This window comes from Streptomyces sp. NRRL S-37 (assembly GCF_000721605.1).
Taxonomy (GTDB): domain Bacteria; phylum Actinomycetota; class Actinomycetes; order Streptomycetales; family Streptomycetaceae; genus Streptomyces.
Genome location: NZ_JOIZ01000044.1, coordinates 1 through 18,782 on the forward strand (window position 1 = coordinate 1; position 18,782 = coordinate 18,782).

Consider the following 18,782-nt stretch of genomic DNA (forward strand, 5'->3'; position numbering starts at 1 on the left):
GGGGCCCCCGGCGGCGGCCGACCGCGCGCCCCCCGCCGGTGCGGCGGGGGGCTCCTGCTGGGCCTCCGCGAGGCTGACGCCGCGTTGGAAGGCGGCCATCAGGCCGGGATCGTGCCCGGCGACGTACTCGGTGTCCTGGCGGGGCGCGGGGCCGTCGCGGAGCTGCGGGACGATGTGCTCCTGGGCGCGGCGGCGGGGCAGCCGGGGTCTGTCCATGGTGCCGCGCACCGGACCGCCGTGCGGGGCGGGGGGCGTGGTCCCGTGGTCTGTGAAGGTGTCGTCCCGGTCGCCGTGGTGGACGCCGGGTACGGCCCCGGCGGGACCGGGACGCACCTCGCGGGCGCCGCGCAGGGGCAGCGGCGGGGCGGGCGCGTCACCGGCGGGCGACGGGGGCCGGGTGGAGGGCCAGGACGGTGGGACGGCGGGCGTGAGGGGTGCCCCGGGTGCCTGCGCCTGCCCGCCGCCCGGCAAAGGAGCGTCCACGGGAGCCGGTACGGCGGACATGTGACGGGCCACCAGGACGGGGCCGGTGCCGCGGTCGTGCGGCCGCGGTGCCGCGCCCTGTCCGCCGCCGGCGGTCCCCGGCTCCGTGCCGAGCAGTGCCTGCGGCACCACGAGCACGGCCTGGACCCCGCCGTAGATGTTGCTCTGGAGCCGTACATGGATGCCGTGCCGTTTGGCGAGCTGGGAGACCACGAACAGGCCGATCCGGCCGTCGGCGAGCAGGCTGGCGACCTGTACCTGGTCGGGGTCGGTGAGCAGCGCGTTCATCCGGTCCTGCTCGCCGACGGGCATGCCGAGTCCGCGGTCCTCGACCTCGACGGCGAGCCCGGAGGTGACGAGGTTGGCCCGCAGCAGTACCTGGGTGTGCGGGGCGGAGAACACCGTGGCGTTCTCGACGAGTTCGGCGAGCAGGTGGATGACGTCGGCGACGGCGTGTCCGCGCAGGGTGCCGTCGATCGGCGGCACGAGCTTGACCCGTGAGTACTGTTCGACCTCGGCGATCGCCGAGCGCAGCACCTCGGTCATGGAGACCGGGTTGCTCCACTGCCGCCGGGAGACGGCCCCGCCGAGCACGGCGAGGTTCTCCGCGTGGCGGCGGATGCGGGTGGCGAGGTGGTCGACGTGGAAGAGCCCCTTGAGCAGGTCGGGGTCCTCCATCTCGTTCTCCAGCTCGTCGAGGAGGGAGATCTCGCGGTGCACCAGGGACTGCAGCCGCCGGGCGAGGTTGACGAACACCTCGAGCTTCTGTTCGCTGCCGGTCTGGCTGGAGAGCCGGTACGCCTGTACGACGGCGTGGACGGCCCCGTCGTGCGCGCGGGCGAGGTCGGCGGCGAGCAGGTCGAAGTCGGCGTCGTCGTGGAGGACATCGGTCTGTTCGCCCCGCCGCCCGCGTGGGGGCGGGGCCTCACCCCGGCGCAGTGCCTCGACGAGGGTGCCCAGGTCGGCCTCGCGCCGGGCGGTGCTGCGGCGCAGCGTGCCGATGCGGTCGCGCACGGACCGGGCGGCGCGGTCGGCGGCCACGGCGGCGATGACGACACCGGCGCACGTCACCGAGGTGGCGCCGCCGAGGACGGCCCACAGGGTGGGGCTCGGCCGGACCCCGGTGGAGCGGACGGTGAAGAGCACGGCCGCGCAGGCGCTGAGGGCCACCGCCACGGGCGGGAGTACGGCGAGGCGCAGCAGTTGGGGCCGTATCGGCGCCTCGGGCGGCACGGGAGCGGTCCGTGCGGGCGGCCGTCCGTGCCGTCCGCCCTCACGGCGGTCCGCGTGGCCCGCCGGACCGGTCCGGCGGGCCCGGGTGTCGGCGGGGTTCGCATCGGTGCGGTCCGGCTCGCGGGCCACGACCGTGGTGCCGACGGCACCCCGCGCTCCGGCCGGACCCGGGGCACCGGCCGGGCCCGGGCGTCGGGGCCCTTCGCCCCGTCCGCTCCCTCGTCCGCCTTGTGGCTGCACGTACCGGTCCCCGCTCCCTGATTCCGACTGTTGGACGCGGCCCCTCGACGCAGAAGCGCCCTACGACATGGGGTGCCGCGGTGTCGCCCGACCGACACTCACCGTAGTCGCCACCGCATCATGTGCGGTGGGCAGTTGACAAACTCATGCGGACAGCATCGCGCTCTGGTATGAGGCTTCGTACGACAGACCGATAACCCTTCCAAGGAAGGGATCGAGAGTGAACATGGAACGATCAGGGCTGGTCACAAGTGGTCTCCGCGAACTCGCGAGGAGAGGAGCCCCTCGGCCGTCCGAGCCCGGCCGGCACGCCCGCCGACCGTCCGGGGCCGACGGGTCGGACGCTTTCGACCGCCGTCACCGCACCCCACCCCTTCGGCCAAAACATCACTCACCGTCACCACCCGGCCAGGATGGGGAGGGTGCGCCACGCCGTACCGTGCCCGGACGGCCGGCGCGGACGGCTCCTTCCCCGTCCCGTCACCGACCGCCCGCCGGCACAGGGCCGTCGGACACGTGAGGAGGTGTGGTACCGGCCGCCTACCGAGTCACCCGGGTGATATGGCCGATGAGGTCGGCGGCCCGTTCCGGCTGTCGGGTCAACCATGTGCCGAGGTGCTCCCTGACGGCCTGCTCGACGCACTCGTACACGGTGGCGTCACCCAGCTTGCCGCGAGTGGCGCCCTGGTATTCGGGGCTTTCCAGTTTCACCGAGACGACCGCTGTCAGACCCTCGCCGATGTGGCCGGTGGTGAGATCAGGGTCCGCCGCCGTCAGCAGCCCCCGCCGACGCGCGTACGTGTTGACCGCGGCCGTCACCCCCGCGCGGAACCCGTCCGCGTGCGTGCCGCCCTCGGGGGTGGGCACGCTGTTGACGAAGGTCCGGATCCGTTCCTCACCCAGGCCGCGCCAGCTCAGGGCCACCTCCACCGTCCCCGCCATCCGCGCGTCCTCCCGCTCGAAGGCGATGATGTCCGGGGTGACGTACCCTCCGGTCTCCGCGTCGAGGAAGGCGACGAAGTCCTCCGGTCCGCCGGAGAACCGGAAGCGTACCGACCGGGGCCCGCCCCGGGGGCGTTCGTCGGTCAGGGAGATGCTCAGGCCCCGGTTCAACAGGGCCACTTCCCTGAAGCGTTCGGCCAGTACGGCGAACGGGTACTCCGTCGTCTCGAAGATGCCGGCGTCGGGCCAGAAGGTGATGGTGGTCCCTTCGCCGGTCGCCGGTCCGGCGGCGACCGGCGGAGCGACAGCGGCGCCGCGTACGTACTCCTGGACCCAGCGCACCTGCCCGCGCCGCACCTCGGCCGTGAGACGGCTCGACAGAGCGTTGGTGACACAGGGCCCCATGCCGAAGGCGCTCCACCAGTTCACGGTGGAGCGGCCGCCGGGACCGGTCCCGGCGTACGGGCGGGTCAGCAGGGCTTCGAGGCCGGTACCGCCGGTGTCCCCGGCCGCTTCGACGGGGACGCCCGGCCCGTCGTCGGTGACCCGGACGCCTCCGTCGGGCATGAGGGTGACGTCGACGCAGCCGCCACCGCCGGCCAGCACCTCGTTCACCGACCAGCCGACGACCTCGAACAACAGGTGGTGCAGACCCCGTACGCCGGTCGAGCCGACGTACATCCCGGGCCGTTTCCGAATGGCCTCACACCCCTCCAGTACTGTGATATGAGTGGCGTCGTATCCGCTGGCACCCTCGCTCACAAAGTCCCCTTCCCCTGGTGCTCGGCAGGACTTCCCACCCTATGCGCAGATTCGAAAAAGGCCAGGTCAGGAGCGGTTGGCCAAGGGTTTGAGCAGGCGTGTGAGGGCCCGTCAGCAAGCAGTCGGCCAGACGGTCACGGACAGCGGTCACAGCGCGCCCGGGACCCCGCCGAGGCCGCGGACGCCCCTGTCCCAGGCCGCGCCGAGGCCTTCAATTCCCGCTTTCACGCGGGCCCATGCCTTCCCCGACGCCGCACACCGTCACGGCACGTCGCGGACCGCGAGCAGTCCAACCGCCGCCCCGGACGCTTCCAGCAGCGGTGCGGCGGCGGAAAACCAGGAGTCGTCGAACGACGTCCGCGTGGCTGCGGCCGGTAAGGCCGCGGGGCCGGAATCCTGAACGCATGCGAGAGCAACAGCGGTACGACGTGTGGTCGGCCGGGGCCGCCTACGAGCGGTACATGGGCCGTTGGAGCCGCCGCGTCGCCGAGCGGTTCGGCGCCTGGCTCGGTGCCGCCGACGGTCTGCGCTGGCTGGACGTGGGCTGTGGTACGGGCGGTCTGACGGCCGCGGTGGCGGCCCGCTGCCGGCCCCGCACGGTGGTGGGGGTCGACCGGTCGGAGGCGTTCGTCGCCCACGCACGCGCGTCCGTCTCCTCGCCCGCGCACTTCGTCGTGGCCGACGCGATGGCGCTGCCCGTACGCGACGAGGCGTGCGACGTGGTCGCCGGCGGCCTGGTCCTGAACTTCCTGCCCTCCCCCGCCGCGGCGGTCGCCCGGATGGTGCGGGTGACCCGGCCGGGTGGCCTGGTCGCCGCGTACGTGTGGGACTACGCCGGGGGCATGGGCTTCCTGCGACGTTTCTGGGACGCCGCCGTCGAGGTGGACCCGGCCGCGGCCACGCTGGACGAGGGCCGCCGGTTCCCGGTCTGCCGCCCGGAGGCGTTGCGCGCGGTCTGGACCGGGGCGGGACTCGTGGACGTGTCCGTCGTCCCGATCGAGGTGCCCACGGTCTTCACCGGCTTCGCCGACCTGTGGGACCCCTTCCGGGCGGGCCAGGGTCCCGCGCCGGGCTACCTCGCCGCCCTCGCCCCGGCCGGCCGGGAGCGGGTCCGGGACGCACTGAGCGCGAAGGTCCCCCGGGAGGCGGACGGCTCCGTCTCGCTCACGGCCCTGGCCTGGGCGGTACGGGGCCGCAGGAGCCACCGGGCTGCCCCGTAGTGCTTCGTCGCGTCGGACGATCCCGTCGGGCAGCGGGCATCGTCCGGGCAGGGGGCGGGGAGACGGGGCCGCTCCGGGGCAGGCCGTCGGAGTTCGTCGCGGAGGTGGCCGGCTCGTTGCCGCGGCGGGCCGGCGGGCCCGGGCCGGCATCCTGCTGCGAGACCCCGGCCATTCCTACCCGGGTGGTTCACCGGCGCCGTTCCTCGTCGGCGCCAGGCCGGCCAGAGCGCGCAGCGTCGCCTCCGCCTCGGTGATCAGCCGGTGGACGAGTTCGGCGGCCGGGGCGATGTCGCGGACGAGGCCGGCGGTCTGGCCCGTCATCGGGATCAGTTCGTGCGCCGTACCGTCGCGCATCGACGTCATCATCCTGCCGCGCAACGCCTCGGCCTGAGCAGCGGCCGCTTCGGGGCCGGCGTTCCCCTCCTCGACGAACGGGGTGCGCAGTGACCGGGGGACGGTCATGTACCCGCCCTCGGTCGGCGGGGGCAGGATGTGCTCGACGAACGCCACTTTGACGGCGTCCTGGCTGGCGGCGGAGACGACGGCCGCCTTCCAGTCGTCGCTGACCCCGCATTCGGCCGAGGCCAGGAACCGGGTGCCGATGTTCACGCCCTGTGCCCCCAGGGCCAGTGCCGCGGCGATGCCCCGCCCGTCGGCGACGCCGCCGGAGGCGAGTACCGGCAGCGGCCGGACGGCGTCGACGACCTGCGGCACCCGCCATCGTGCTGACATCACCGCAGAACCCGCCGGATTCGGTGCCCTGCGCGCTGATCACGTCGACGCCGGCCTCGGCCGCGCGCACCGCCTGCTCGACCGTCGTCACCTGCTGCAGAAAGACCGCGCCGGCATCGTGGACACGGGCCACCAGGTCGTCCGGCTCGCCGAGCGCGAAGGAGAACACCGGTGGGGCCTCGGCGATCACCGCGTCGAAGACCTCGGGGTCGAACGGCCGCCGGGTCATGTTCAGCGCGAACGGCCGGTCGGTGAGATCGCGCAGCCGGCGCACGTCGTCACGGACCTGCGCCGGTGTACGCAGTGTGGTGGGGACACTGCCCAGCGCCCCGGCGTCGCTGACCGCCGCGGCAAGCCGCATGCCCTGCTGCCAGGGCCCTCCGAGCGGCCCTTGCACGACCGGCACCTCGATGCCCAGTACTTCGCACACCGGTGTCCGCAGCATCGCGCCTCCATCCCGCAGGACCCAGAACAGGGATTTTCCAGACATCGAGCCTAGTCGTGACGATTCCCGGCCACCTGCCGAGCCTTACGGACGGACACCGCACAGCGCTGGAGGGTCTGCCTTCCGGATCATGCCGGGTCCTGGTCACGGCGCCTGGAACCCGGGCCGAGGGAGAGTGCGTGACGGACCACCGACACGTGCCGCCATGCACGGGTGCGCGTCCTGGACCGTTCTCCTACGATGCGAACATGCCGGATCTGGAACTGGCGTCGCGGCGACTCGGCAGTGGGCCGCCCCTGATGGTCGTCCTCCAACTCGACCGGGATGGCTGGGCGCCCGTCCTGGAGCGTCTCGCCCGCGAGCACGAGGTGGTGGCCGTCGACCTCCCGGGCTTCGGCGACAGCCCCTCGCTCCCCGAAGGGACCACACCCGGCGTCGAGGCGCTGGCCGCCGCCGTCGCCGAGTGGCTCCCCGGTGCCGGCCTCACCCACCCGCCCGTCGTGGGGAACTCCCTCGGTGGGGCCGTCGCCCTGGAACTGGCCCGCAGCGGCGCGGTCGGCAGCGCCGTCACACTGTCCCCCATCGGACTGTGGACCCGCCCCGGGGCCGCCTACGCCCTCGGTTCGCTCCGTGTCGCTCACGCGATGGCACGAGCCTGCGCTGAACGCCCCCACTGGATCGCCGGACACCCGATCGGGCGCACCATTGCCTTCTGGCAGCTCACCGCCCGGCCCTGGCGGATCCCGGAGGCGGCGGCCGCCGGCGCGCTGCGCAACCTGGCCCGCTCCCCCGGCTTCGAGCCGACGCGGCGCGCTGTGCGCGCCTACCGGCTGCGGGCCTTCGCCCCCGAGGTCCCGGTCCCGGTCACGGTCGGCTGGGGCACACGGGACCTGATGACCCCACCCCACCAGGCACTCAGGGCGGCACGACTGCTTCCGGGCGCCCGGCACGTCTCGCTCGAGGGCTGCGGGCACTCACCGATGTCCGACGACCCCGAGCAGGTCACCCGGGTGGTGCTCGACGCCATCAGCGGCTGACCTGGCAGAGGGCACCGGGCCGCCAGGGGGCGGCAGCGTCCAGGCAGGGCCGTCGGAACCCTGCCGCCTGGGCAGCCCCCTCCTGCAGGCTCAGGCCCCACAGCGCGTGTTCGGACGACGACCCGAGACGGGCCGTCCAAGGGCGGCAAGGGCCTGAATCGCTGAGCAGTGGCTTCGCGCTCAGCGCGGGGCGCCCCGTCCAAGGCTCGCAGCAGGCGATCCGGTTCCTCAGCCGGGGGACGCTCCAGCATCCGGGCCATCTCGCCGATCTCGTCCCCGACCGGCGTCACCGCTCACCGGCGAGGTCGAGATCACTCCTGCTCGTCCCGGCCACACCCCCAGCACTCCGGGGACGGCGCCACGGACGGGCGACCGGACCGGACACCGCCCGCCACCACGCCTCCACCGGCAGCGTCCCCGCCGGCTCGAACGGCTCACCCGGCCGCGGGAACGCCACCGTCTGCCCCGCCTCCCCGGCCGCGTCCTCCATCCACTCCCCCGGCTCCGCCCACGCGTGCGGAGCCAGGTTGAAGGTGCCCCAGTGGATGGGCAGCAGCACGCCGGCCGCCTCGCCGCCCTGCAGGTCGAGATGGGCCCGGACGCCTTCCTCGGGCGTCATGTGGATGTCGGGCCAGAAGTCCGAGTACGCGCCGACCTGGATCATCGTGGCGTCGAACGGGCCGTGGTCGGTGCCGATGTCCTTGAAGCCCTCGAAGTAGCCGGTGTCACCGCTGTGGTAGATCCGGTGCTCCTCACCCGCGGCCACCCAGGAGGCCCACAGGGTGTGCTGGGTGTTGCGCAGGCCCCGGCCGCAGAAGTGGCGGGCCGGGGTGGCGGTGAGGGTGAGTCCGCCGATCTTCGTCGTCTCGTGCCAGTCCAGCTCGCGCAGCCGTCCGGCGGACACGCCCCAGCGCTCCAGGTGCGCGCCGACGCCGAGGGGCACGGCGAACAGGGTGTCCGTGCCGGCCAGCGCCTTGATCGTGGGCAGGTCCAGGTGGTCGTAGTGGTCGTGGGAGATCACGACGACGTCGACCGGGCCGAGCGCGGCCAGCGGCAGCGGGGCGGGGTGCAGCCGCCTGGGTCCGGCGAAGGGGAACGGTGAGCAGCGCTCACCCCACACGGGGTCGAACAGGACCCGGTGTCCGTCGATCTCCGCGAGCACGCTGGAGTGGCCCATCCAGGTCAGGCGCAGCCCGGTGGCCGGCGGGCGGGAGATGTCGGCCAGGGTGGTCGGGTGCACCGGGATGGCGCCCTTGGGGGCGCGGCGGGACCGGGAGTCCTTGTCGAAGTAGATCTTCGCCAGGTCCCGCGTCGACCCCGACGGGCGAATCCGGGCGGCGCCCCCGGGATTCTGGAACACGCCGTCCTTGAAGTGCGGGGATCTGCGGATGCGTGCCATGCGCTCGCCACTCGGGTCCGCGCCGAAGGCCACGGGCCGCAGGGCGCGCAGCCCGGAGCTCTGGGAACGGGAATCGGCCACGGTACCTCCAAGTGGAGTCGGTCAGACATTCCATTATGTGCGGCCGTGTCCGGCACCGCGGTGCCGGATACGGCCGCACCCGAGAAAACGACCTCTTACGCCACCGCGGCGATCCGTACCTTGATGTCGTCCGGCGACAGCGTCCCCTTGGCGATCACATGGTCGCCGGAGGACTCCCCGCGCAGCCGGCGGCCGATCCACGGCACCAGGTACTCGCGGGCCCAGTGGACGTCGTCCCGCCGGATCTCGAAGGTGCCGCGGGGCGGCAGGGGCGGCCAGGGCTGTTCCGGATCGGCGGGGACGTCCAGGCCGAGGGCCTGCCCGGCGCGGAGCGCGACGCGGGTGTGCCCCTCCGGCGACAGGTGCAGCCGGTCGGCGTCCCAGGCCCTGCGGTCCTGGACGCTCCTGAGGGACCACAGGTCGAGCACCGGGCAGCCGTAGCGGTCGGCGACGGCCCGTACGTGCATGTTGTACGTCGCGATCTTGCCGCGCAGATGCTTCAGCAGGGGGACGCCGCGGGTGTCGAACCCGGTCGTCACCATCACTGTCCCGGATACGGCCGTGAGCGCGGCGATCGCCCGCTCGAACCGCTCGGCCACCTCGTCCGGGTCGCTGCCGGGGCGGAGGATGTCGTTGCCGCCCGCGCAGAACGAGACCAGGTCGGGGGCGAGTTCGACCGCCCTCGGAAGCTGGTCCGCCACGATCTGGTCCAGGAGTTTTCCGCGCACGGCGAGGTTGGTGTACGCGAAGTCTCCCTCGGGCCGGAGGTCCGCGAGGAGCACGGCGAACCGGTCGGCCCAGCCGACGAACGCCCCGTCGGGGCCGGGGTCGCCGACGCCCTCGGTGAAGCTGTCCCCCACCGCCACGTACGACCCGATCACTGCTCTGCTGTCACTCTTCGAATCGTCTGCCACAACCGCTCATGATTCACCTTCGAATGTGACCTACGCGACCGTAAGGAAGGGTTGACGGGCGGTGAGATAAGCCACTCTCAAAATGTTGGCCAATTCAGGAATACGCCGAAGGCCGGACCCGGGGATCGGGGTCCGGCCTTCGGCGCGCGTGTCAGGAAGGTCGCCGCGGGGGTCAGCCGATGGAGACGCCCTTGGAGCGGAGGTAGGCGACCGGGTCCACGTCCGAGCCGTAGTCCGGGGTGGTACGGATCTCGAAGTGCAGGTGGGGGCCGGTCACGTTGCCGGTCGCGCCGGAGAGGCCGACCTGCTGGCCGGCGGTGACGGTCTGGCCGGCCGAGACGGACAGCGAGGACAGGTGGGCGTACTGGGCGTAGTAGCCGTCGTCGAGCTTGACGACGACCTGGTTGCCGTACGCGCCGCCCCAGCCGGCGGAGACGACGGTGCCCGCGCCGACGGCCTTCAGGGAGGTGCCGGTCGGGACGCTGAAGTCGACACCGGTGTGGTAGCCGCTGGACCACATGCTGCCGGCCACCTTGTAGGCGGTGCCGAGACCGCCGGCGCCGGGCACCGGGGAGGTGTAACCGGAGGCGGTCGCGGCCTGGTCGGTGCTGGTGGTCTGGGCGGAGGCGTCCGAGGAGGGCTGCTCGGCGGGCTGCTCCGCCGGCTGCTCGGCCTCCTGCTGCGGGGCCGCCGGGGTCTCCGGGGCGGACGGCTCCTCCGGCGTGCTCGCGGCGGCCGTGCCGTCGAGGGAGAGCTTCAGGCCGGGGTGGATGAGCGACGGGTCGTCGCCGATGGCCTGGCGGTTGTCCGTGTAGAGCTGCTTCCAGCCACCGTCGACGTGCTCCGTCTCGGCGATCTTCGCGAGGTAGTCGCCGGCCTTCACGGTGTACGTGCGGGCCTCGTCGCCCTTTTCGGCGACGGTCTTCTGGCCGGCGGAAAGGGACTGGACGGCCTTCTCGGGGGCGGTCTGCGGGGTGGCGGCGTGCGCGCCGGCGGCGCCGAGAAGCGGCAGGGCGAGTGCGGCGCCACCGGTTCCGGCGGCGGCGATGGAGCGGGTGAGACGCTGGGTCCTGGTACGGCGGTGCTTACCCTTCGCGGGCATGTCGAATTCCTCTCCGGCGCCTGCGAGGTGAGCTGTCGGGTTCGGGCTGGAGATGCCCGGCCGCGTTGTCGCGCGGCTTCACCCCGAGCCGTTCCGGGAACCGGAACAGGCAGTGGTACCTGTGGGTCCCCCGCTCCTGCCGTACACGGGTGGGTGTGGTTACGGGCTCCGGGCGGCGGCAGGATTGGGCGTCCGTCCGGATCGGTGGCGAACGTAAGCGACCCGGACGCGAGGGGACAAGCGCGAGGTTCACCGCGCACGCGCTTTTCCGTGATCCAAAAGGGGAATTGACGTCACCGAGCGTCAGCCGGGATTCTTTTTCCCCCGTGAATTCCCTTGTCGTTCCACGGAATTACGTGAGCATGGCGACAACGCATCGTCACGGATATGACGCTGCTCACGCACCCCTTCCCCATCTCCCTTTCTTTCGGGGCACGTTATGGCGAACTTCCCTAATCGGACAGAACGCCCTAATCGTCGGATCACAGGCGCCGCAGCCGCACCACCGCCGCGTCCAGATCTCCTCGCAGACCGGTGCGCAGTCCGTGATGCAGCAGGAGGGCACCTCGGTACGTTTCGCCGTTTTCGCGGCATTCGTACGACGCCTCCGGGTCGAGGCCGCGCAGCCGGAGGGCCGGGACGGGCTCTCCGTGGTGCTGCGCCTGGAGGCAGGCGAGGACGACGGTCTCGTCGCCGAGGACGTACTGCACCGCGCTCAGCCCGCCCTCCGGAGGGCGCAGCCGGTACAGGTCGCCGCGCTGGACGACGGGCCGGATCTCCTTGTAGAGCGCGACCCACTCCCGCGCCTCGGCGAGCTCCTCCCCGGTCCACCGCGCGAGGTCGCCGCCGACGCCGAGCACCCCGGCCATGGCGCTGACGAACCGGAAGCGCAGCGAGCTGACCCGTCCGTTGAGCATCGCGTTCGGGCTGTCGGTGACCCAGGCGGCCATCACCTGGGCCGGGTGGATCTGGCTGAAGCCGTGCTGGATCGCGAGCCGGTCGAGCGGGTCGGTGTTGTCCGAGGTCCACACCTGGTCGGTACGGGAGAGGACCCCCAGGTCGATCCGGCCGCCGCCGCCCGAGCAGGACTCGAAGGCCACGTCCGGATGGGCCGCCCGCAGCCGGTCCAGCAGCGCGTACAGGCCGCGCACATGGTCGGTCCACAGCCGCTGCGGATACGGGTCGTCCGGCCAGCCTGCGTCGGTGGAGGAGCGGTTGAAGTCCCACTTCACATAGTCGACGGGAGCGCTGGAGAGCAGTCCGTCGAGCCGCTCCCAGAGGTACTCCCGCACGTCGTCGCGCGCGAGGTTGAGCACGAGCTGGTTGCGGTACTCCGTGCGCCGGCGGCCCGGCTGGAACTGCACCCAGTCGGGGTGCGCGCGGTACAGGTCGCTGTCGGGGTTGACCATCTCCGGCTCGACCCAGATGCCGAACTGCATCCCGAGCCCGTGCACATGGTCGGCGAGGGGTTTCAGGCCGCCGGGGAAGCGGTCGGGGTTGGGCGTCCAGTCGCCGAGCCCGGCCCGGTCGCTCGTCCGCGCCCCGAACCAGCCGTCGTCGACCACGAACAGTTCGACACCCATCGCGGCGGCCCGCTCCGCGAGTCCCCGCTGCCGCTCCTCCGAGATGTCGAACCCGGTGGCCTCCCAGGAGTTGAACAGCACGGGCCGGTCCCGGTCCGCGTCCGGGACGACGTACGTCCGCTGGTAGGCGTGCCAGGCGCGGCTGGCGCCGCCGAAGCCGCCGTCGCTCCACAGACCGGCGAAGACCGGTGTGACGTACGTCTCCCCCGTGTCCAGCATCAGCAGGCCGGAGTCGTCGTGTCCCGCGCCGCCGGTGATCTGCACGCGTGCGTCGGGGAGTTGGGCGACCGAGACGCGCCAGGAGCCGGACCAGCCGAGGGCGCAGCCGTAGACCTCGCCGCGTTCCTCGGTGGCGTCGGTGTCGAGCGCGACCCAGGGCAGGTGCTGGTGTCCGGTGTGGCCGCGGCGGCTGCCGATGATCTTCTCGCCGTAGGTGAGCGGGGCACTTGTCAGCCGGGACTCGGCGGCCCAGCGGCCGTGGAGCTGGGAGAGCCGCCAGTGCTCGCGCTCGGGCAGGGTCCAGGTGGCGGAGTCGGCGCGCAGAAGTTCGACCGCGGGTCCCCGGTTGTGCAGGGTCACCCAGCGTTCGACCACGTCGTCGCGCATCCGGTAGTGCAGGGTCACGGTCAGCCCGCCGTCGCGGAAGCGGAGGCGGAGTTCGCCGTCGCCGATCCCGCCGTCGCCAGTCCCGCCGTCGCCGGTCCCGCCGTCGTCGGTCTCGTGGCCGTCGAAGACCCACTCGGTGCCGCGCCGTCCGTCGGCGGTGCGCACGGACAGGGCGGGCCTCACGAAGCGGGGGCCGCCCTCGACCGGGTACTCCTCGCGCCCGTCCAGGCGGGACTCGAACGGCCAGTCGTCCGGCAGCGGGCGCGCGGCGAGGGCCTCCGCGTCGGCGAGCGCGATCCTCGGGCCCCAGTGCAGATGCACCAGCTCGTCGCGGTCCGTGACATGGAGCGCGTAGCCGCTGGCCGGCCCCGACAGGAGCCAGGTACGACCGTCTCGGGAGACCTGCGCCACCGAACCTCCAACAGACTCGAACAAGTGCGATCAGACACCAACATCATCGGGGGCACGGGGGCGTCCGGGCAATGCCTGTGGAGAACTCATTGCCCCAGGCAGGCATGTCGTATCGTCAAGTGGTGCCCGCCGGCGAGCCCCGCCGGCGGCGCCGAGTGGGAGGAGTCCTTCGTGACGCAGCAGATCCCGTCGACCGAACCCGAGCTGACCGGAGTACGCAACTTCCGCGACGTGGGCGGACTGCCGACCGTCGACGGCCGGCGGATGCGGTACGGAGTGCTCTTCCGCAGCGGCCATCTCGCCCACGCGACCGCCGAGGACGCCGCCTTCCTCTCCTCGCTCGGGCTGCACACGGTCTTCGACTTCCGTAACGCGGCCGACCAGAGGCTGGAGGGGCCGGACGTCGCGCTGCCGGGCGTGCGCAACGTGAACCTGCCGCTCAGCGACCCGGCCGACGGCGCCGAGTTCTGGAAGATGGTCCGCGACGGCGATCTGGAACAGCTGCGCTCGATCCTCGCGGACGGCAAGGGCGCGGACCGGATGATCAGCTCCTACCGGCTGATCGTCAAGGAGCGCACCGCCGAGCACTCCCGGGTGCTGCGCTCGCTCGCCGAGGACAGCGTCCCCGCGCTGATGCACTGCGCGGCCGGCAAGGACCGCGCGGGACTGTCGGTGGCGGTGACCCTGCTCGCGCTGGGCGTCGAACGCGACGCGATCCTCGAGGACTACCTGAAGTCCAACGCCAAGCACCGCCGCTACAAGGTGCGGCGCAGCGGCAGCTCCGCCTCGGCCTACTCCCCCGAGGTCATGGAGCTGCTCAGCCCGCTGTTCGACGCGCGCGAGGAGTACCTGTCGGCGGCCTTCGAGACCATCGAGGAGACCTGGGGCGGTGTGGAGCCGTACCTGGAGCAGGCGCTCGGGCTCACGCCCGGGGACCGGGAGCGGCTGCGCGAGCGCCTGCTCGACTGAGGCGGGCCCGGGGCGGGCGCCTACTTCTTCGGAGCGATCTCGAAGAGGAAGTAGATGAAGGCCGCGAAGAGGTGTCCCACCACGATGTAGATGAACAGCCGCACCCACAGGGCCCGGGGGAACTTCTCTTCCATGTCTCTGCCGGTCATGTCGTTTCTCCGTGGATGGGGCCCAGGCACAGCGCGGCCGTGGGACTCTGCAGCAGGGTGTGGACGAACAGCAGCTCGACCCCGTCGGGGTCGGCGGCGGCGATACGGTGCGGGGTCAGCGAGTCGAAGTGCGCGCTGTCGCCCGGGGCGAGCCGGTGCAGGGCGTCCCCGAGGCGCAGCCGCAGCCGCCCCTTGAGGACGTACAGCCATTCCTCGCCGGGGTGGACGCGCACGATGTCGCCCTGGGAGCCGTACGGCACACGGACCCGCAGGGCCTGCATGCCGCGCCCGGCGGCACCGGCCTGCCAGTACGTCCAGCCGCCCGCCGCCGTGGGCTCCATGTCGGCGGCGCGCACCACGGCGTCCCGGTCGGCGGCCGACTCACCGAGCAGCTCGGAGACGGTCGTACCGTAGATACGGGCGAGGGAGAGCAGCATCGGCAGCGAGGGCTGGCGCTGTCCGGTCTCCAGCCGGGAGAGGTGGGCGGGCGACAGACCCGCGTCGCGGGCGGCGGCCTCCAGTGTGAGGGAGGCCCGCCGCCGCAGGGCGCGCAGCCGCGGCGCGACCGCGGGGAGCGCGTCGGCCGGTTCGGCCGGCGGTCCGGCCTCGGAGGAGCTCATGCCTCCATTGAGCCCCGGATTTGCCCCTTGGGCAAATTCATTGCCTCTGAGGCAAATACTGCGGTGTCAGCGGTTGGCGACCGCCTGTTTCACCAGCGTCCTGCCGAACTCCCACACCAGGCCGCCGTCGTGCGCGTCGTCCATCACCGCGGTGAAGGCCTCCACGAACCGGTTGACGTCCTCCTCGTCGATGATCAGCGGCGGGATCAGTTTGATCACCTCCAGGTGGTCGCCGGAGACCTGGGTGAGGATGCGGTGCCGTTGCAGCAGCGGTACGACCACCATCTGCGCGAAGAGTCCCTTGCGGGCGGCCTGGAGCATGGTCCAGCGCGAGCGCAGTCTCAGCGACCGGGGCCGGCCGAACTCGATGCCGATCATCAGGCCCCGGCCGCGGACGTCGGCGAGCAGCTCGTACTTCTCGGTGAGCGCGGCCAGCCGGGTCCGCAGCAGGTCGCCGGTGCTCCGGACATGCGCGACGATTCCCTCGTTCTCCATGACCGACAGCACCGCGAGGCCCGCCGCCATGGCCTGGGCGTTGGACCCGAAGCTGGCCGAGTGGACCAGCACCCGGTCCATCGACGAGTAGACCTTCTTGAAGATCCAGTCCTTGCCGAGCGTGGCGCCCACCGGTACGTAGCCGCCGGAGAGCGCCTTGGCCACGCACACCAGGTCCGGTTCGACGCCTTCCTCGTGCTGGTAGGCGTAGAAGTCACCGGTCCGGCCCAGTCCGGTCTGCACCTCGTCGGCGATCAGCAGTGCCTTGTGCCGGTGCAGCAGCTCCTGCGCGGCCCGCAGATAGCCGGGCGGCGCCTCGTGCACGCCCTTGCCCTGGACCGGCTCCACGATCAGGGCGGCCACGTCCCCCACGCGCAGCTCCCGCTCCAGCGCGTCGAGGTCGCCGAGGGGGACGGCCGTGTCGGGCAGCAGCGGGGCGAAGCCGTCCCGGAAGCCGGACTCGCCGTTGACGGAGAGGGAGCCGGTGGTCAGGCCGTGGAAGGCGTGCTCGCAGTACAGGACGCGCGGTCTGCCGGTCGCGTACCGGGCGAACTTCAGGGCGGTCTCGACCGCCTCCGTGCCGCTGTTGCCGAAGAACACCCGGTCCAGGTGGGGGCTGTACGCGAGGAGCCTCTCGGCCAGCAGGCCGGGCAGCGGCTGGCAGTCGAAGCGGGTGAGGTCGGCGAGGGAGGCGTCCAGGACGTCGTGCAGCGCCTTGCGGACCACGGGGTGGTGGCGGCCCAGGCCCATCACCCCGAACCCGGCGAGCATGTCGAGGTGGTCGTTGCCGTCGGCGTCCCAGAAGTGGGCGCCCTCGGCACGCTCGTAGACCTTGTCGAAGCCGATGGTGCGCAGCATGCGCGGGAGCTGGGGGTTGAGGTACCGGGTGTGCAGCTCGTAGCGCTCGGCTCCGCGCTCGGCCAGCAGCGCGCCGAGGTCGAACTCCCCGGTCCCCGACGACTCCGCGATGGTCATGCCTGTGGCTCCTGTGGGTCCGGTGACTGGGGCGCCGGCTCTTCCCCGGCGGTGAGGCTCGCGCTGATCCGGCCGGCGATCTCGACCGGGGTGAGGCCGATGTCGGCGAGCACCTCGCCGCGTTTGGCATGCGCGAGGAACTGTTCCGGGATGCCGAACCGCCGTACGGGCACGTCGCACCCGGCGTCGCCCAGCGCCAGCGCCACCGCCGAACCGACCCCGGCCGCACGGCTGTTGTCCTCGACGACGGCCACCATGCGGTGCCCGGCGGCCAGTCGTGGGAGGGCCGGGTCGACGGGTTTGACCCAGCGGGGGTCGACCACGGTGCATCCGATGCCGCGCGCTTCGAGCAGTTCGGCGGCCTTCAGGCAGACGGGCGCCATCACGCCGACGGCCACCAGCAGCACCTCGGGGCCGGGCGCCCGGTGCAGTACGTCCAGGCCGCCGACGCGGTCCAGCGCGGGGACCGCCGGGCCCACGGACTCCTTGGGGAACCTGAGCAGGGTGGGCGCGTCGTCGACGGCGACCGCCTCGCGCAGCTGGGCGCGGAGCTGGTCGGCGTCGCGGGGCGCGGCGATGCGCAGGCCGGGGACGACCTGGAGGACGGACATGTCCCACATGCCGTTGTGCGAGGGCCCGTCGACGCCGGTGACACCGGCCCGGTCCAGGACGAAGGTCACCCCGCACCGGTGCAGCGCCACGTCCATCAGGAGCTGGTCGAAGGCGCGGTTGAGGAAGGTGGCGTAGACGGCGACGACCGGGTGCAGGCCGCCGGTGGCCAGGCCCGCCGCGGACACGGCCGCGTGCTGCTCGGCGATGCCGACGTCCCACACCCGGTCCGGGAACCGTTCGGCGAAGGCGCCGAGGCCGACCGGGCGCAGCATGGCGGCGGTGATTGCGACCACGTCCTCGCGTTCCTCGCCGATCCGGACGATCTCCTCGCCGAAGACGTCGGTCCAGGAGGGCCCGCCGGACGGGGCCAGCGGAGCGCAGGTGAGCGGGTCCATCACGCCGACGGTGTGGAAGTGGTCCTCCTCGTGGGCGAGGGCGGGTTCGTAGCCGCGGCCCTTCTCGGTGAGGCAGTGGACCAGGACGGGCCCGTGGAAGCGTTTGGCGCGGCGCAGCGCGGACTCCACGGCCCTGATGTCGTGGCCGTCGATGGGGCCGAGGTACTTCAGACCGAGGTCCTCGAAGAGGCCCTGGGGGGCGAAGGCGTCCTTGAAGCCCTTCTTCGCGCCGTGCAGCGCCTCGTAGACGGGGCGGCCGATCACGGGGGTACGCTGGAGCACGTCCTTGCCCCAGGCCAGCACGCGTTCGTAGCCGTCGGTGGTGCGCAGGGTCGCGAGGTGGTTGGCGAGACCGCCGATGGTGGGGGCGTAGGAGCGTTCGTTGTCGTTGACGACGACGATCAGCGGACGGTCCCTGGCGGCGGCGATGTTGTTGAGCGCCTCCCAGGCCATGCCGCCGGTGAGGGCGCCGTCGCCGATCACCGCGACGACGTGGCCCTTCTCGCCCCGCACCTGGCGGGCCTTGGCGAGTCCGTCGGCCCAGCCGAGGGCCGTGGAGGCGTGGCTGTTCTCGATGACGTCGTGCTCGGACTCCTCGCGGGAGGGGTAGCCGGACAGGCCGCCCTTGCCGCGCAGCTTGGAGAAGTCCTGGCGGCCGGTGAGGAGTTTGTGGACGTAGGACTGGTGGCCGGTGTCCCACAGGATGCGGTCGACGGGCGACTCGAAGACCCGGTGCAGGGCGACGGTGAGTTCCACCACCCCGAGGTTGGGTCCCAGGTGGCCGCCGGTCCTGGCGACCGCGTGCACCAGGAACTCCCTGATCTCGTGGGACAGTTCGCCGAGTTCCGCCTCGGACAGCGCCTTCAGGTCGTGTGGTTGCCGGATGCTCTCCAGGATCGTCACGCTCGGGCCCCCTTCGAAAGTTCCGTGCTGTTCAGCTCACGGTGACGGCCGGCTCCCCCGACGCGGCGCCGTCCTTCTCCATCTGCTCGGCGATCTTCATCGCCTCCTCGATCAGCGTCTCGACGATCTTCGACTCGGGGACGGTCTTGATGACCTCGCCCTTCACGAAGATCTGGCCCTTGCCGTTGCCGGAGGCGACGCCGAGGTCGGCCTCGCGGGCCGCGACGGCCGACTTGACGGTGCCCTGGAAGGCGGGGCCCGCCTCGGTGACGCCGAGGTGCAGCGGGTAGTCGCACCGCTCGGCGAGCAGCCGGTAGGCGTTGATCATCACCACCGGATCGTTGTGCTTCACGGAGATCTTGAGGTCCCGGAAGCCGTGCTCCTCGAAGAGGGACGCCTCCCACAGGGCGGACTCGGCCAGCGCCTCGGGGGTCGCCTTGCCGTACTTCTGGAGCAGGCGCCGGTCCAGCGAGC

Annotated in this window: 15 protein-coding genes, 1 pseudogene and 1 riboswitch; of the genes and pseudogenes, 3 read left to right on the forward strand and 13 right to left on the reverse strand. The window is 72.4% G+C overall.

Features of this window, described 5'->3' with window-relative positions; translation table 11 throughout:
• Positions 1-1,845 (reverse strand): sensor histidine kinase (locus IH50_RS0136020; protein WP_107062231.1); only part of this gene is annotated, 1,845 nt, incomplete at its 3' end.
• A 651-nt stretch (positions 1,846-2,496) separates the two neighbouring features.
• On the reverse strand, positions 2,497-3,579 hold the full coding sequence (locus IH50_RS0136025; RefSeq protein ID WP_078914217.1) for an ATP-binding protein: 1,083 nt from the start codon (positions 3,577-3,579) through the stop codon (positions 2,497-2,499).
• A gap of 485 nt (positions 3,580-4,064) precedes the next feature.
• Here IH50_RS0136025 and IH50_RS0136030 point away from each other — a divergent pair, with 485 nt between their 5' ends.
• Entirely contained in the window at positions 4,065-4,880 is an 816-nt protein-coding gene (locus IH50_RS0136030; RefSeq protein ID WP_030872483.1) for a class I SAM-dependent methyltransferase, read from the forward strand.
• Between the two features lie 174 nt (positions 4,881-5,054).
• Here IH50_RS0136030 and IH50_RS43250 read toward each other — a convergent pair whose 3' ends face one another.
• Together IH50_RS43250 and IH50_RS43660 are read right to left on the reverse strand one after the other, a co-directional pair.
• Positions 5,055-5,612: an NAD(P)H-dependent flavin oxidoreductase gene (locus IH50_RS43250; RefSeq protein ID WP_199822191.1), complete on the reverse strand. Its 558-nt coding sequence runs from the start codon at positions 5,610-5,612 to the stop codon at positions 5,055-5,057.
• A 49-nt stretch (positions 5,613-5,661) separates the two neighbouring features.
• Positions 5,662-6,102 (reverse strand): annotated as a pseudogene (locus IH50_RS43660) (NAD(P)H-dependent flavin oxidoreductase); the annotation flags it as partial.
• A 203-nt stretch (positions 6,103-6,305) separates the two neighbouring features.
• On the opposite strand from IH50_RS43660, the gene IH50_RS0136040 reads away from it, so the two are divergent.
• Positions 6,306-7,094: an alpha/beta fold hydrolase gene (locus tag IH50_RS0136040; protein WP_063759522.1), complete on the forward strand. Its 789-nt coding sequence runs from the start codon at positions 6,306-6,308 to the stop codon at positions 7,092-7,094.
• A 286-nt stretch (positions 7,095-7,380) separates the two neighbouring features.
• On the opposite strand, the gene IH50_RS0136045 is transcribed toward IH50_RS0136040, so the two are convergent.
• From IH50_RS0136045 to IH50_RS0136060, 4 genes are all read right to left on the reverse strand, one after another.
• Positions 7,381-8,574, reverse strand: coding sequence for an MBL fold metallo-hydrolase (locus IH50_RS0136045; RefSeq protein WP_030872487.1), 1,194 nt, complete (start codon positions 8,572-8,574; stop codon positions 7,381-7,383).
• A 95-nt stretch (positions 8,575-8,669) separates the two neighbouring features.
• The gene (locus IH50_RS0136050) at positions 8,670-9,455 is read right to left on the reverse strand and encodes an SGNH/GDSL hydrolase family protein (protein WP_030872489.1); all 786 of its coding nucleotides are present in this window, start codon (positions 9,453-9,455) and stop codon (positions 8,670-8,672) included.
• A 205-nt stretch (positions 9,456-9,660) separates the two neighbouring features.
• A complete protein-coding gene (locus tag IH50_RS0136055) occupies positions 9,661-10,590 on the reverse strand; it encodes a M23 family metallopeptidase (RefSeq protein WP_030872491.1) in 930 nt (309 codons plus the stop codon).
• Between the two features lie 4 nt (positions 10,591-10,594).
• Positions 10,595-10,752: riboswitch (cyclic di-AMP (ydaO/yuaA leader) on the reverse strand.
• A gap of 320 nt (positions 10,753-11,072) precedes the next feature.
• Positions 11,073-13,190 (reverse strand): alpha-galactosidase, encoded by a 2,118-nt coding sequence (locus IH50_RS0136060; protein ID WP_030872494.1) that lies wholly within the window; start codon positions 13,188-13,190, stop codon positions 11,073-11,075.
• A gap of 171 nt (positions 13,191-13,361) precedes the next feature.
• Here IH50_RS0136060 and IH50_RS0136065 point away from each other — a divergent pair, with 171 nt between their 5' ends.
• On the forward strand, positions 13,362-14,159 hold the full coding sequence (locus tag IH50_RS0136065; RefSeq protein WP_030872496.1) for a tyrosine-protein phosphatase: 798 nt from the start codon (positions 13,362-13,364) through the stop codon (positions 14,157-14,159).
• A 20-nt stretch (positions 14,160-14,179) separates the two neighbouring features.
• Here IH50_RS0136065 and IH50_RS38265 read toward each other — a convergent pair whose 3' ends face one another.
• The 5 genes from IH50_RS38265 to IH50_RS0136090 all read right to left on the reverse strand — a co-directional run.
• Positions 14,180-14,308 (reverse strand): DUF6126 family protein, encoded by a 129-nt coding sequence (locus tag IH50_RS38265; RefSeq protein ID WP_037873523.1) that lies wholly within the window; start codon positions 14,306-14,308, stop codon positions 14,180-14,182.
• Complete coding sequence (locus IH50_RS0136075; RefSeq protein WP_030872499.1) at positions 14,305-14,928, reverse strand: helix-turn-helix domain-containing protein; 624 nt, start codon at positions 14,926-14,928, stop codon at positions 14,305-14,307. The genes IH50_RS38265 and IH50_RS0136075 overlap by 4 nt, the downstream gene beginning before the upstream one ends.
• Before the next feature lie 66 nt (positions 14,929-14,994).
• Entirely contained in the window at positions 14,995-16,398 is a 1,404-nt protein-coding gene (locus IH50_RS0136080) for an aspartate aminotransferase family protein (protein ID WP_030872502.1), read from the reverse strand.
• Entirely contained in the window at positions 16,395-18,308 is a 1,914-nt protein-coding gene (gene dxs / locus IH50_RS0136085) for a 1-deoxy-D-xylulose-5-phosphate synthase (protein WP_030872504.1), read from the reverse strand. The genes IH50_RS0136080 and dxs overlap by 4 nt, the downstream gene beginning before the upstream one ends.
• Before the next feature lie 31 nt (positions 18,309-18,339).
• Positions 18,340-18,782 (reverse strand): flavodoxin-dependent (E)-4-hydroxy-3-methylbut-2-enyl-diphosphate synthase (locus tag IH50_RS0136090; protein ID WP_030872506.1); only part of this gene is annotated, 443 nt, incomplete at its 5' end.